The sequence below is a fragment of the Kitasatospora sp. NPDC023385 genome (assembly GCF_055664045.1).
In genome coordinates this window covers 1-13,564 of record NZ_JBVOOL010000026.1, presented here as the reverse complement: position 1 = coordinate 13,564, position 13,564 = coordinate 1, and the positions used below count along the sequence as shown (strand labels likewise).

General features: G+C 74.3%; 14 protein-coding genes and 2 pseudogenes. 8 read left to right on the top strand and 8 right to left on the bottom strand.

Annotated features, from left to right (window positions below):
* Positions 1-21: 21 nt before the first annotated feature.
* Entirely contained in the window at positions 22-360 is a 339-nt protein-coding gene (locus AC0B61_RS29915; RefSeq protein ID WP_471744464.1) for a hypothetical protein, read from the bottom strand.
* A 59-nt stretch (positions 361-419) separates the two neighbouring features.
* Complete coding sequence (locus tag AC0B61_RS29910) at positions 420-1,289, bottom strand: MurR/RpiR family transcriptional regulator (RefSeq protein WP_471744462.1); 870 nt, start codon at positions 1,287-1,289, stop codon at positions 420-422.
* Positions 1,290-1,548: 259 nt separating this feature from the next.
* On the opposite strand from AC0B61_RS29910, the gene AC0B61_RS29905 reads away from it, so the two are divergent.
* Complete coding sequence (locus AC0B61_RS29905; protein ID WP_471744460.1) at positions 1,549-1,971, top strand: hypothetical protein; 423 nt, start codon at positions 1,549-1,551, stop codon at positions 1,969-1,971.
* 67 nt (positions 1,972-2,038) lie between these two features.
* Here the strand turns inward: AC0B61_RS29905 and hutH are convergent, their stop codons facing one another.
* Both hutH and AC0B61_RS29895 read right to left on the bottom strand, forming a co-directional pair.
* On the bottom strand, positions 2,039-3,616 hold the full coding sequence (gene hutH, locus AC0B61_RS29900; protein ID WP_471744458.1) for a histidine ammonia-lyase: 1,578 nt from the start codon (positions 3,614-3,616) through the stop codon (positions 2,039-2,041).
* Between the two features lie 163 nt (positions 3,617-3,779).
* A pseudogene (locus AC0B61_RS29895) lies at positions 3,780-4,163 on the bottom strand (nucleotide disphospho-sugar-binding domain-containing protein); the annotation flags it as partial.
* Positions 4,164-4,171: 8 nt separating this feature from the next.
* Here AC0B61_RS29895 and AC0B61_RS29890 point away from each other — a divergent pair.
* Positions 4,172-4,495: a TetR-like C-terminal domain-containing protein gene (locus AC0B61_RS29890; protein WP_471744577.1), complete on the top strand. Its 324-nt coding sequence runs from the start codon at positions 4,172-4,174 to the stop codon at positions 4,493-4,495.
* On the opposite strand, the gene AC0B61_RS29885 is transcribed toward AC0B61_RS29890, so the two are convergent.
* The 4 genes and pseudogenes from AC0B61_RS29885 to AC0B61_RS29870 all read right to left on the bottom strand — a co-directional run bounded on the left by AC0B61_RS29885 (position 4,467) and on the right by AC0B61_RS29870 (position 9,330).
* Complete coding sequence (locus AC0B61_RS29885; protein WP_471744456.1) at positions 4,467-4,859, bottom strand: hypothetical protein; 393 nt, start codon at positions 4,857-4,859, stop codon at positions 4,467-4,469. The two genes, AC0B61_RS29890 and AC0B61_RS29885, sit on opposite strands and share 29 nt — an antisense overlap.
* 783 nt (positions 4,860-5,642) lie before the next feature.
* Positions 5,643-6,773: pseudogene (locus tag AC0B61_RS29880) on the bottom strand (GGDEF domain-containing protein); the annotation flags it as partial.
* A gap of 365 nt (positions 6,774-7,138) precedes the next feature.
* A complete protein-coding gene (locus AC0B61_RS29875; RefSeq protein ID WP_471744454.1) occupies positions 7,139-8,263 on the bottom strand; it encodes an adenylate/guanylate cyclase domain-containing protein in 1,125 nt (374 codons plus the stop codon).
* Positions 8,264-8,436: 173 nt separating this feature from the next.
* A complete protein-coding gene (locus tag AC0B61_RS29870) occupies positions 8,437-9,330 on the bottom strand; it encodes a biotin--[acetyl-CoA-carboxylase] ligase (protein WP_471744452.1) in 894 nt (297 codons plus the stop codon).
* A gap of 236 nt (positions 9,331-9,566) precedes the next feature.
* Between AC0B61_RS29870 and AC0B61_RS29865 the strand changes: the two genes are divergently transcribed.
* The 6 genes from AC0B61_RS29865 to AC0B61_RS29840 all read left to right on the top strand — a co-directional run.
* Positions 9,567-11,156, top strand: coding sequence for an acyl-CoA carboxylase subunit beta (locus tag AC0B61_RS29865; protein ID WP_471744450.1), 1,590 nt, complete (start codon positions 9,567-9,569; stop codon positions 11,154-11,156).
* A gap of 30 nt (positions 11,157-11,186) precedes the next feature.
* On the top strand, positions 11,187-11,408 hold the full coding sequence (locus tag AC0B61_RS29860) for an acyl-CoA carboxylase subunit epsilon (protein WP_471744448.1): 222 nt from the start codon (positions 11,187-11,189) through the stop codon (positions 11,406-11,408).
* A 158-nt stretch (positions 11,409-11,566) separates the two neighbouring features.
* Positions 11,567-11,707, top strand: a complete 141-nt coding sequence (gene mmpB / locus AC0B61_RS29855) for a morphogenic membrane protein MmpB (protein WP_471744447.1) — start codon at positions 11,567-11,569, stop codon at positions 11,705-11,707.
* A 61-nt stretch (positions 11,708-11,768) separates the two neighbouring features.
* Positions 11,769-12,371 carry a nucleoside triphosphate pyrophosphatase gene (locus AC0B61_RS29850; RefSeq protein WP_471744445.1) on the top strand — a complete coding sequence of 201 codons (603 nt, stop codon included), beginning with the start codon at positions 11,769-11,771 and terminating at the stop codon, positions 12,369-12,371.
* A gap of 83 nt (positions 12,372-12,454) precedes the next feature.
* Positions 12,455-13,189: a hypothetical protein gene (locus AC0B61_RS29845; protein WP_471744444.1), complete on the top strand. Its 735-nt coding sequence runs from the start codon at positions 12,455-12,457 to the stop codon at positions 13,187-13,189.
* A gap of 235 nt (positions 13,190-13,424) precedes the next feature.
* The coding region (locus AC0B61_RS29840) for a biotin carboxylase N-terminal domain-containing protein (RefSeq protein WP_380420974.1) at positions 13,425-13,564 on the top strand (140 nt) is incomplete at its 3' end.

Here is a 13,564-nt window from a genome sequence, read left to right as displayed (position 1 = left end):
GGTACGCACCGCGCGGCTGAATCAGGCCGCCGCGCCGCCGTCCCAGTCGATGCCGATCTCGGCGAGCCAGCGGCGGTCGTCGGCGTCGGGGGTGGGCGGGGACGGCGGGCGGGGGACGTTCTGGACCGGGCCGAGGCCGTACTTCTCGGCGGCCGTGGCCGCGCCGGGGCCGGCGTCGGGGCCGGCGTCGGGTTCGATGACGCCGACGTGGACGGCGGACTCGTCGCCCGGATCGAGGACGGTCAGTTCGGGTTCGGGCAGGCGCCGCAGGGTGACGCGGCGTCCGCAGGCGGGGCAGGACCATTCGTCGGCACCCGAGGACAGGCGGGCGACGAACTTCATCTCGTGGATCACGCGCATGGGCGGCACCCCCTGCTGTAGGGGATGCCCGGGTTTGTGACGGCTACTCCCCGCCGGGTCTACTCCAGGAACAGGCCACGCGCCGTCGCGGACTGCTCGATCGCCTCCAACCGGGCTTCCGCGCCCGGGAGTTCGTCGCACATGGCCTGCAGCAGCACCCGGCCGAGCATCATCGGCGCGCACGCGGTGTCGAAGACCAGCCCGGTGCCGACGGCGGCCGGCAGCATCAGGTCGGACAGCTTGGCGACCGGCGCGAAGGCGCTGTCGGCCACCGTCAGCACCGTCAGCCCGCATTCGCGGGCCACCGCCAGGGCGTCCATCAGTTCCCGCGGGTAGCGCGGCAGGGCGAAGCAGAGCAGCGCGGTCGCGCCCGCCGCGGCGGCCTGTTCGAGCCGGTCGGCGAGCATGCTGCCGCCCTCGTCCAGCAGCCGGATGTCGGGGTGCACCTTGGCCGCGAAGTAGGCGAAGCCGCGCGCCTGCGCCGAGGCGGCCCGCAGGCCGAGCACGGGCAGCGGGCGGGAGGCGGCGAGCAGCCGGGCGGCCCGGAGGACGGGCTCCGGGTCGGCGAGGAGTTCGGCGAGGTGGCGCAGGTGCTCGATCTCGGCGAGCACGGCCTGCTGGTGTTCGTTGCGCACCGCGTCGTCCGGGCTCTCCGGCGCGGCCGGCTCTCCGCCGCCGAGTTCGCGGAGCTGCTTGCGCAGCGCCGGGTAGCCGTCGTACCCGAGCGCGACCGCGAAGCGGGTGACGGACGGCTGGCTGACGCCCGCGAGTTCGGCGACCTCCACGCTGGACAGGAAGGGCGCCTCGGTGGCGTGCCGCACGAGGGAGTGCGCGATCCGGCGCTGGGTCGGCGTCAGCCGGTGCCCTTCGAACAGCTGGAGCAGTCGGGCGGAGGGGCCGACGCTGCCGGTCTCGTCGATGGCGGTCATCAGCGGTACCTCCGGATGCGAGCGGGTCGGACGACGACTGTGCAGCAGCGCGCCGCGCCTGGCAAAGACGTCTCGTACGGCGGGACGCCTCATGAGACGTCCCGAGAAGCGGACAGAGCGGGGCGGCCCCGGGCGGTACCGGCGCGCTACGGCCAACGGCTGCCGCGGCTCGGGGTAACCCTGATTTGTCCCTGAGCCCGCCCGGATTCCCCCGCGAACGGATGGACCGGGGCGCCGCGGCGGGGTCACGCTGTTCCCCATGGACACTCGCCAGGACGAACTGCGGCGCGACCTCGACGCCACCCTGCAGGCTCGCAAGGAGCTCGGCAAGGAGTACGAGGACGAGCTCGTCGACTCCTTCATGACGCGCCTCGACGCCCGTCTGGACGCCCGGGTCGAGCGCTCCGTCTCCGAGCGGATGGACGGCTACGACCGTCACCCGCACCACGACCGCGACCGGCGCCCGCGCCGCTCCGGTTGGGGCAAGCGTTCCGGCACCGGGCTCGCGGTGGTCTCGATGGCCTTCGGCATCCCGTTGACGGCGATCGCCGGCCAACCGGGGAGCGGCGGCTTCGCCGGCCTGCTGGTGTGCTGGACGGGCATCGTCGGGGTCAACCTCGCCGCCGCGTTCGGCGACCGCCGCAACCGCGAGGACCGCCGGCCGCGGAGCGACTGGGACTGACGTCCCGGCCGCCCCGCGCCGAGCGGGCACCCTCCAGGCGCCGACCGGCCGCCGACCGGTGCGCAGGTCAGGCCAGCGGACCGGTGACCCGCTCGACGGCCCGCACCAGCTCCCCGGAGGCGACCAGCGCCGCCGCCGCCTCCAGGTCCGGCGAGAGGAAGCGGTCGCGGCCGGCGCCGCCGACCCCCGCCTCCCGGGCGACGGCCAGCGCGGCCGCCGTGGCGGGGGCGATCCGGCCGACCCCGTCGGCCTGCTGACGGATCTCCAGCGCGCGGGCGGCGGCGGTGAGTTCGACGGCCAGGATCCGGCCGAGGTTCTCGACGGCCTGGCGCAGCTTGCGCGCGGCCGACCAGCCCATCGACACGTGGTCCTCCTGCATCGCGGAGGACGGGATCGAGTCGACCGAGGCCGGGACGGCGAGCCGCTTGTTCTCGCTGACCAGCGCCGCCTGGGTGTACTGGGCGATCATCAGGCCGGAGTCCACGCCGGGGTCGTCGGCCAGGAAAGCCGGCAGGCCGTGCGAGCGGGCCTTGTCCAGCAGGCGGTCCGTGCGGCGCTCGGAGATCGAGCCGAGGTCGGCGGCGGCGATGGCGAGGAAGTCCAGCACGTACCCGACCGGGGCGCCGTGGAAGTTGCCGTTGGACTCCACCCGGCCGTCCGGGAGCACCACCGGGTTGTCCACCGAGGCGGCCAGCTCGCGGGAGGCGACCAGCTGGGCGTGGGTCAGGGTGTCCCGGCCGGCGCCGGCCACCTGCGGGGCGCAGCGGATCGAGTAGGCGTCCTGGACCCGCGGCGCGTCGTCCTGGTGGTGGCCGGTGAGGCCGGAGTCCTTGAGGACGGCCAGCATGTTGGCGGCGCTCAGCGCCTGGCCCGGGTGCGGGCGGATCGGGGCGTGCAGTTCGGGGGCGAGCACCTTGTCGGTGCCGAGCAGGGCTTCCAGGCTCATCGCGGCGGTGATGTCGGCGGTGGTGTACAGCCGCTGCAGGTCGGCGATGGCCATCACCAGCATGCCGAGCATGCCGTCGGTGCCGTTGATGAGGGCGAGGCCCTCCTTCTCCAGCAGCTCGACCGGTTCGATCCCGGCGGCGGCGAGCAGTTCGCCGGCGGGCTTCTCCACCCCGTCGGGGCCGGTGGCGGTGCCCTCGCCCATCAGCACCAGTGCGCAGTGCGACAGCGGGGCGAGGTCGCCGGAGCAGCCGAGCGAGCCGAACTCCCGGACGACCGGGGTGATGCCCGCGTTGAGCAGGGCGGCCATGGTCTGCGCGACCAGGGGGCGGACCCCGGTGCGGCCGGAGGCGAGGGTCTTCATCCGCAGGAACACCAGGGCGCGGACGACCTCGCGCTCGACGGCCGGGCCCATGCCGGCGGCGTGCGAGCGCACCAGCGACCGCTGCAGCTGGGCGCGCAGCTCGGGGCTGATGTGGCGCACGGCGAGGGCGCCGAAGCCGGTCGACACGCCGTAGACGGGACGCGGCTCGGCCGCGAGGGCGTCGATCCGCGCACGGGCGGCCGCCATCTCGGCCAGCGCGTCGGGACCGATCTCGACCCGGGCGTTGCCCCGGGCGACGGCGAGGACGTCTTCGGCGCTGACGTCGGCCTTGCCGACGAGGACCAGCGGAGCGTCGGGGGCCACAGCACTGTGCATATCCATATACACCATCACATCAGGTGAATGAAGATATGACAACAGCTGTTCGTCATCCGGATTCTCCGCCGTCCGGATCCACGCCGCACGCCACGGCCCCCACCCTCGCCCTCGCCCGACCATCCCCCGCCCCGACCCCCGCCCTCCCGGCACCCCCATCCCGCTACGACTTGAGCTCCGCCTCGATCAGGTCGGCCGCCCGGGCAGTGCCGCCCTCGGCGCGTCCGGCGGCGGACAGCTCGCGCAGCCGCTCGGTTACCGCCGGATCGCCGACCAGTTCCAGCAGCGCCGCGCGCAGCGCCTCCGGGGTCGCGTCGTCGGTGTCCAGCCGGCGCGCGACGCCGAGCCCGACCAGCGCGTCCGCGTTGGCGAACTGGTCGGTGGCCTGCGGCACCGCGACCATCGGCACGGCGTGGAACAGGCCCTCGCTGGAGCCGCCCATCCCCGCGTGGGTGACGAAGGCGTCCGCCCGGGCGAGCACGGACAGCTGCGGCACCCAGCGGTGCACCTCGACGCTGTCCGGCACCTCGCCGATCGCGGCCAGGTCGGTGTCCTCTGTCCGACCCGGACACCGACCGCACCTACCGCGCGCTCATCGCCGAGATCCTCAACGACCCGGCGCTGCACACCGAGTACCGCACCCGCCTGCTGGACCCGCTGCTGGAGGTCACCCGCGACCGCTTGCGCCGGGCCCGCGACGCCGGCCAGCTCGCCCCCGACGCCGATCTCGACCTGGCCGTCGAAGTCTTCTACGGCCCGATCTTCTACCGCTGGCAGTACCGGCTCGGCCCGCTCACCCACGACCACGCGGACCGCCTGGTCGACGCCGCACTGCGGGCCCTCAACCCGCCTACGGCTGAGGGCGGTTGCGGCGCCTGAGCCAGCGGACGGCCAGGACCGTGGCCAGCAGGACGATCAGCAGGGCCACGGCGAACCACGTGAAGACGCCGCCGAACACCCGGCGCACGAAGCCGCGCTCCGCCTTCTTCCTCAGCTTCGACTTCGCCTTCGCCTTCGCCGCCTTCGACTTGGCCTTCAGCTCGACGACCTGGGTGATGCGGTGCGTCCGCACGCCGCCCCGTGCCTGCGGCGCCCGCACCGCCCCCACCACCGGCACCGCCGACGCCGGAACAGCTGCCGACGGCGGAACAGCCGCCGACGCCGGACCGGCCGCCACCACCCCGCCTCCGAGCACCAGCGCCAGCACCCCGGCGACCGCCGCGCCCACCAACCGTCCGCCCATGACCGGGCCCCCGTTCCCGCTCGACCAGCCACCCACCTTCGCACCACCCCACCCGCCCACGGCACCCCCCGGACCCCGACCGCGACCCACCCGCGACACGCCGGTCACCGAACCGGCACACAGCGAGGCGCACCAGGAAGCAAGCGCGGCAAGCGGAAGCACACGAAGGCAGGCAGAGGCGAGCCCCCCTCACACCGCCGGCGGCGAGGCCGCGCCCGCCAGAGCGACGGCGACCAGGGCGCGCATCGCGCTGGCGGCCTGGCCGAGGGGCAGGGTGGCGTCGTCGGCGAAGAGTTCGACGAGCCAGCCGCCGGCCGGGTTCTGGCCGCCGGCGGCAACCATGCCGCGGTAGCCGGAGACGACGAGCATGGCCTCCTCCGCCGGGTCGTTGCCGGCGGCGCCGGCCCGGAGGGCGAAGGCGCCGCCGCGGACGGCGCGGCGGGTCATCGGGTAGTGGCGCAGGTCGAAGACGGCGTCGGGGGCCTCGATCTGGGCGCGCTGGGTCTCGGCGCGGCTGCTGCTGGGGCCGCTGGTCATCCGGTAGACGGCGTGCTGGGCGGTGCGCATGAGGTGGGTGCCGGGCGGGACGTACGAGATCCACCAGCCGACGGCGTCGAGCAGCCGGGCGGAGGCCTCGGCGACGACGACCAGTTTGCCGAGGGTGTCGGCCGGGTGGACGGCCCGGGCGGCGGAGGCCTGGTCGAGGGCGGTGAGGACGGCGGTGAGCAGCTGGCCCGGGTCGGCGCTGTGGGCGGCGCCGCGGAACCGGCGGCGGTCGCCGTTTCCGGCCCGGCCGCCGGGCCCGCGCCGGCTGTCCGCCCGGTGGTGCGGGTCGGCGGCGTCGGCGAGCAGCACGGTGGGGTCGGGCGAGAAGCCGGGGCCGTGGCTGCGCCCGGCGACGACGGGGTGGGCGGCCCGGGCCGCCTTGGCGCGGTACTGGGCGGCGTCGGCGAGCCGGAAGAGCCGGTCGGGGGTGGTGACGGGCCCGATCGAGTCCCCGGTGGAGGCGACTCCGCAGGCCACGCCCTCGCCTTCGGACAGGGCGAGCGCCCGGGCGCACAGCTCTTCGGCGGCTGCGACCACCTCGTCGGCCTTCTGCCCTTCGACCAGCAGGCAGAACTCGTCGCCGCCGAGCCGGGCGGCGAGGCTGCCGGGGAGCTTGGCGGCGGCCAGCGAGAGCTGGTGGGCGAACCGTTCCAGCAGCCGGTCGCCCATCTCGTGGCCGAGCTGGTCGTTGACCCGTTTCAGCCCGTTGACGTCGCAGACGACCAGCGAGACCACGGTGTTGTCCCGGTTGTGGGCCTCCAGTGCGCTCTCCAGCCGGGCGTCGACGGCGCGCCGGTTGGCGAGGCCGGTGAGCGGGTCGGAGAAGGCGAGCTTGCGCAGGTCGGCGAGACGCTCGGTCTGGGCGAGTCCGGCCGAGATCTGGGCGGCGAGCAGGGTGGCGTAGTCGGCGTCGGCGTCGGTGAACTCGGGCATCCCGGCCGACCGGGCGAGGTAGAGCTCGCCCCAGGCCTGCCCGTGCAGCACGATCGGCGCGACCACGCAGCAGGCCCGCCCGCGCCGGCGCAGCGCGGCGGCGCGCTCCTGGCAGTACGCGCCGGCGGTGGGGTGGGTGTGGCCGGCGTGCGGCTCGCTGCCCTCGGCGCTCTGCAGCCAGGCGCGCGGCAGCCGCCCGGTGCTCCAGCGCTCCTCCAGGTAGGTGACGATCTCGGGGAAGTCGGCGACGGGGTACGACTCGTCCTCGGGCAGTTCCTCCTCGCCGGGGGCGAGGTCGCCGTGGTTGACCAGGACCCGCAGCCGGCCGGACTCGCGGTCCCAGACGGAGACGGCGGCCATGGTGGCGCCGAGTGCTTCGGTGGCGCGGGCGGCGGCGGCCCGGACGGCCTCCAGGGGGGTGAGCGCGCCGGCCATGTCCTGGGCCAGCTCGACCACGGACTGCAGTCTCAGGTCGGGCAGCGGGTCGTGGTGCCGCGGGCCTCCGCCGCGGTCGCAGCCGCGGTCCGTCATGATCGCCTCACTGCTCACCGGCTCGCCTCGCTCCCTGTGCTCGGTCCTGCCGGACCCCCGTCGGCCGGCCGCACCCGGTCGGCCGCTTGCACCAAGACTATGGCGATTTCGTCCGGTTATGCCCCGTTTACTCGGACGGACCCGCGTCAGACCGTACGGGTTTCAACCGTTCGGCACCCGGAGGACACCACCGGGGCGTGCCCGCTCCCGACTACCCGGCCCGGAGCGTGCCCGCTCCCGTTTACCCGGCCCGCAGCGGTCCACTCCCGCTACTCCGCCGTCGGCCTCCGCGTGAGCAGCCACGGCTCGACCAGCCCGAGCCCGCGCACCGGCCGGCGCCACATCGGCTGCAGGTGGAACCGGGCCCCGGCCTCCGGCCCCGGCACCGGCAGCCCGGAGGCGGGCATCCCGGCGGCGGCCGACAGCGCCTCGGCCAGGCCCGGCCCCTCGGAGTCGGCCGGGGCGACACTGCCGTTCTGCTCCAGCGCGGCGGCGAACTCGCCGTCGATCAGCACCGCGTCCTTGGGCGCGATGGAGGTGAGCCGGCTGGCCAGGTTGACGGTGGTGCCGAAGACGTCGCCCATCCGCGAGGTGACCGTGCCGAAGGCCATGCCGACCCGCACCGGCGGGATGGCGTCGTCCCCGGCCAGCGCCTCGACCAGGCCGAGCGCGATCTCGGCGGCGGTCGCCGGGTCCTCGGAGACGTAGAGGATCTCGTCGCCGAGGGTCTTGATCACCCGGCCGCCCTGGCCGACGATCAGGTCGGAGCAGGTGTTCTCGAAGGTCTCGACCAGCTCGCCGAGCTCCTCCTCCTCCAGCCGCCGGGACAGCCGGGTGAAGCCGACCAGGTCGGCGAAGCCGACGGCGAGCCGCCCGCTGGTGATCTCGTTGTCCTCGGCGGCCTGCACCACCCGGCCGGTGACGGCGGCCAGCTGCCGCCGCCAGACGTACACCAGGAACTGCTCCAGCTCCGGCAGCAGCAGCTCGACCAGCGGGTACGCGACGTCGGCGCGGGTCAGCCCGGGCTCGACGGACTGGGTGAGGTTCTCCAGGAAGGTGTCCATCTGCCAGCCGGCCAGCCGGGCCGTGGTCTGGCCGGTGGAGCGGGCCACCTGGATCGCCATCGACTCGCTGAGCAGTCCGGACTCCACCAGGCCGGCCAGGCGCCGCAGCGCGATCACGTCACCGTCGGTGAGGGCCCGGGACTGGCCGATGTCGGGGAAGCCCATGGCCCGCCAGAAGCGGGTGGCCAGTTCCATCGGGACGTCGGCCGCGCGCGCGGCCTGGTACGGGGTGTAGCGGCGTGGCGCGTCCAGGATCAGGCGTTCCAGTTCGAGCGCGACCGTCGGGTCGTTGGTGCCCGGCGTCACGCCGCTGCTGCCGTCCTCTGCCACCGGTCCGTCCCCGTGCGGTCGCCGCACTCGCCTCGTGTCCTACCTGTCCGGGCACGCCGTCCGCCACCCGTCCGGGCAGTGGCGCGCCTCACACCGCTGCCAGGTGGAATGTTCGCACGGAATCGCCGGATCCGGGGCATCAGCCCGAGTCAAGGAGAGGTGAAGAGTGCCGTTCAGCGGGGTTCGGGGCGCACGTGGACGACGTCGCCAGCGCCGACCGCCCGGCGTGCGCCGTCGGGCGTACGAACCACCAGCCGCCCGTCGCCGTCCACCGCCACCGCCTCGCCGGCCAGCTCGCGGTCGCCCGGCAGGTGGACCTTCACCTGGCGGCCGAGCGTGGTGCAGCGGTCCACGTAGGCGCGCAGCAGGTCGCTCGCGTGCGGGTCGCCGGCGGCGGCCGTCCACTCGCGGTACAGCTCGGCGAGCTCGCGCAGCAGGGCCCGCAGCAGGGTGCCCCGGTCGGTGGTGGCGGCGCCGGCCAGCTCGAGCGAGGCCGCGGTGGGGACGGGCAGCTCCTCGGCGCGCAGCGACACGTTGAGGCCGAGGCCGACGACCACCGCGCCGCCGGCCAGTTCGGTGAGGATGCCGCCCACCTTGCGCTCCGCGCCGTCGATCTCCACCTGGAGGTCGTTGGGCCACTTGAGGCCGACCTCGACCTCGGCGACCCGGCCCAGGGTGCTGGCCGCGGCCACCCCGACCAGGATCGGCAGCCAGCCGTAGCGCTCGACCGGCACCTCCTCGGGGCGCAGCAGGACGGACAGGAACAGCCCCGAGCGGGCCGGGGCGGTCCACTGCCGGTCCAGCCGGCCGCGGGCGGCGCTCTGCGCCTCGGCGACCAGCACCGCGCCCTGCCCGGCGCCCGCCTTGGCGCGGGCGGCGAGGTCGCTGTTGGTGGAGCCGGTCTCGGCGACGACGTCCAGGGAGGTCCAGAGGCCGCCCGGGAGGAGCAGGTCGCGGCGCAGCGCCTCCTCGTCCAGCGGCGGACGGGCCAGGTCGGTCCAGGGCGACGGTCCGCTGTGGCCGAAGCCGCGGAGTCCGCTGCGGCGGGGGTTGTCTGGTGCGCTCATGGGCAAACCCTAGAGCCGGCCGCACCGGGGCGCAGGCCGCCCCATCGTCTCGCAGAACGCGCGTCAGCAAAACTGTGGCGATGGCCATAACGCCAGGACATGACGGACGGCCCCCCGCGCTGGCTACGCTACCCAGCGGCAGTTCGTCGCGCCGCCCTGCCCTCATGCGCGGGCCCCACCACCCGGCCCGCGCGCACTCGAACAGGTCGCGGCCCAGGATCAGGGAGAGCCACCGGATGACCGAGGCGCCGTACGACCCCCACACCACCGCGGGCAAGCTCGCCGACCTGCGGCGCAGGCTGGGCGAGGCGGTGCACTCCGGCTCCGCCAAGGCGGTGGAGAAGCAGCACGCCAAGGGCAAGCTGACCGCCCGCGAGCGCGTCGTGGAGCTGCTGGACGAGGACTCCTTCGTGGAGTTCGACGAGTTCGCCCGGCACCGTTCGATCAACTTCGGCCAGGAGAAGAACCGCCCGTACGGCGACGGCGTGGTGACCGGCTACGGCACCGTCGACGGCCGTCAGGTCGCCGTCTTCGCCCAGGACTTCACCGTCTTCGGCGGCTCCCTGGGCGAGGTCTTCGGCGAGAAGATCGTCAAGGTGATGGACTTCGCGCTGAAGACCGGCTGCCCCGTCATCGGCATCAACGACTCCGGCGGCGCCCGGATCCAGGAGGGCGTCGTCTCGCTCGGCCTGTACGGCGAGATCTTCCGCCGCAACGTGCACGCGTCGGGCGTCATCCCGCAGATCTCGCTGATCATGGGCCCGTGCGCGGGCGGCGCGGTGTACTCCCCCGCGATCACCGACTTCGTGGTGATGGCCGATCAGACCTCGCACATGTTCATCACCGGCCCGGACGTCATCAAGACCGTCACCGGCGAGGACGTCGGCATGGAGGAGCTGGGCGGCGCGCGCACCCACAACACCAAGTCCGGCAACGCGCACTACCTGGCCTCGGACGAGAAGGAGGCGGTCGAGTACGTCAAGAGCCTGCTCTCGTACCTGCCGTCCAACAACCTGAGCGACCCGCCGTCCTACCCGGAGCAGGCCGACCTCGCGGTCACCGACGAGGACCTCGAACTCGACGCGATCGTGCCGGACTCGGCGAACCAGCCGTACGACATGCACAAGGTGATCGAACGCATCGTCGACGACGGCGAGTTCCTGGAGACGCAGCCGCTGTACGCGGGCAACATCATCACCGGCTTCGGCCGGGTCGAGGGCCAGTCCGTCGGCATCGTCGGCAACCAGCCGATGGACCTGGCCGGCTGCCTGGACATCAACGCCAGCGAGAAGGCCGCCCGCTTCATCCGGACCTGCGACTCCTTCAACATCCCGGTGCTGACCTTCGTGGACGTGCCCGGCTTCCTGCCCGGCACTGAGCAGGAGTGGGACGGCATCATCCGCCGCGGCGCCAAGCTGATCTACGCCTACGCCGAGGCCACCGTCCCGCTGATCACCGTGATCACCCGCAAGGCCTTCGGCGGCGCGTACGACGTCATGGGCTCCAAGCACCTGGGCGCCGACCTCAACCTGGCCTGGCCGACGGCGCAGATCGCCGTGATGGGCGCGCAGGGCGCGGTCAACATCCTGCACCGCCGGGAGATCGCCGAGGCAGAGGCGGCCGGCCAGGCCGACGCCAGGCGCGCCGAGCTGATCGCCTCGTACGAGGACACCCTGCTGAACCCGTACCTGGCGGCCGAGCGCGGCTACGTCGACGCGGTCATCGCACCGAGCGAGACCCGCCGGCACATCGTCCGGGGCCTGCGGGCGCTGCGCGGCAAGCGCGAGGTGCTGCCGCCGAAGAAGCACGGCAACATCCCCCTGTAGGCCCCCATCCCTGTCGGGAGAGAACCAGCCATGTCCCCGATCCACGTGCTGCACGGGCAGCCGACCCCCGAGGAGCTGGCCACCGTCCTGGCGGTGGTCCAAGCCCGGGCCGCCGCCGCACGGACCGCCGCCGAGGCGGCGCGCCGGGCCGGCGCCGGCCCGGCCTCCCCCTGGACCGACCGCTCCCTCCTGCTCCGCCCCGCCGTCCGCCCGGGCGTCAACGCCTGGCGGACGTCGGGCTGGGCGCGCTGAGGCAGCCGGCGCGGGACGTCGGCCCGTCCGACGTGCCGCGCCGTCGCCGTTCTGCGCCGTCCGACGTCCCGCGCCGTCGCCGTTCTGCGCCCGGATTGCCCGAAACCTGAGTACGGATACTCAGGCGGCCGGGCCCCGGCGCGGCGCACTCTGGACGGGTGCTCTGGTCAGACCCCCGCGACGAGCCCTCGCCCGAGGCCCGTCGGATGCAGGAGCGGATGCAGCGGGCCGGCAAGGTGCTCGCCGCCCTGGTGCTGGTGGGCGCCGTCCTGGTGATGGTCTCCCTGTCGTTCACCTGAGCCGTTCACCCGAACGGCGGACACCGGGACGCGGACCGTGGCACCCCCTACCCTGGTGGCCATGACCGACCAGCGCACCCTCGTCCTCGCCTCCGCCTCCCCCGCCCGCCTCGGGCTGCTGCGCCAGGCGGGGCTCGACCCGCGCGTGGTGGTCAGCGGCGTCGACGAGGACGCGATCAGCGCCGCCACCCCCGCCGAACTCGCCCTCGTCCTGGCCGAGGCCAAGGCCAAGGCCGTCGCCGCCGGACTGACCGGCGGCGAGCTGGTGATCGGCTGCGACTCCGTCCTGGAACTGGACGGGCAGGCCCTCGGCAAGCCCGCCGACGCCACCGAGGCACTCGCCCGCTGGCAGTCGATGCGCGGCCGCGCGGGCGTGCTGCGCACCGGCCACTGCGTGATCGACACCGCGACCGGCCGGCAGTCCTCGGCCACCGCCTCCACCACCGTCCGCTTCGGCACCCCGGACGACGAGGAGATCGCCGCCTACGTGGCCTCCGGCGAACCGCTGCACGTGGCCGGGGCGTTCACCCTGGACGGCCGCTCGGCCCCGTTCGTCGACGGCATCGACGGCGACCCGGGCAACGTCATCGGCCTGTCCCTGCCGCTGCTGCGCCGGCTGCTCGCGGACCTGGACCTGCGGATCACCGACCTGTGGACCGCCTGACCTGCCGCACCCCGAAGCCGTACCGCTCGGCGAAGCCGTGCCCCTAAGCTGAGCGGCGTTTCGAACGGGGAGGGGACTCGGCGATGACGGACAGCGTGCTCAACGTGGTGCTCGGTCTGGTGGCCAGCGCCATCAGCGCCGCCCTGGGGTGGCTCGCCCAGGCCCTGCGGCGGCGCCGCAAGGTCGAACGTGTGCGGGCCTTCCTGGGGCTGCCGGCCGGCAGCGAGTGCCTGATCGTGGTGCCCCGCAGCATCGGGACGGGCTCGCACGCGACCACCGTGACCCGCCGGGACGCCTACGCCCTGATGTGGCTGGCGGGGCTGGTCGAGGAGTGCGGCGCCCGGGCCGAACTGGTCGCCCACGACGCCGCGCACCGCGGCCTGGGCGTCAAGACCGAACTGTGCCTGGGCGGTCCGGTCAGCAACGAGCGGATGGCCGCCCACCTGGCCTGGGGCCTGCCGGGGGTGCTCGTCACCTCCGGCCCCGGCCCGGGCAGCAACGTGATCGTGGTGGGCGACCGCGACTTCCACGCCGACCAGGAGCAGGCGCACACCCTGCTGGCCCGGATCGCCACCCCGGAGGGCGGCCATCCGGTGTTCCTGATCTGCGGCCAGACCGGGGTAGCCAACCAGGCCGGGGTGCGCTACCTGGTCTCCCACCACCGCGAACTCGCCCGCCGGCACGGCCGGAACGGCACGTTCGCGCTCGTGCTGCGGGTGGTCAACCCGGCCGCGTACGGGCCGGACATGGTGGAAGTCGCCGCCGACGTGACCGCCGAGGCCGTGCGGCGTCCTGCCCCCGCCTCGACGGCCGCTTGAGCGGGCTGCGGGAAGGTGTGTCCCATGACACCGTCCCGCCACGCCGCCGCCCGGTCACCCACCGTGGACCGCGCCCGCCGCACCGCACGGGCGGCGACCTGCGGAGTCGTCAACGGGCCGTGATCGGGCCCGGATTTCCCATCACCGAGCGTGTGGGATAGTTCACAACCTGGGGCTACTCGCCGGTACCGCCCAGGAATCCCTAAACTCAACGAGGTTCAAGAAGGGAGCCACAGTGCGCAAGGTGCTCATCGCCAACCGCGGGGAAATCGCTGTCCGCGTCGCCCGGGCCTGCTCGGACGCCGGTATTGCCAGCGTCGCCGTCTACGCCGAGCCGGACCGGGATGCGCTGCACGTCCGCGCGGCCGACGAGGC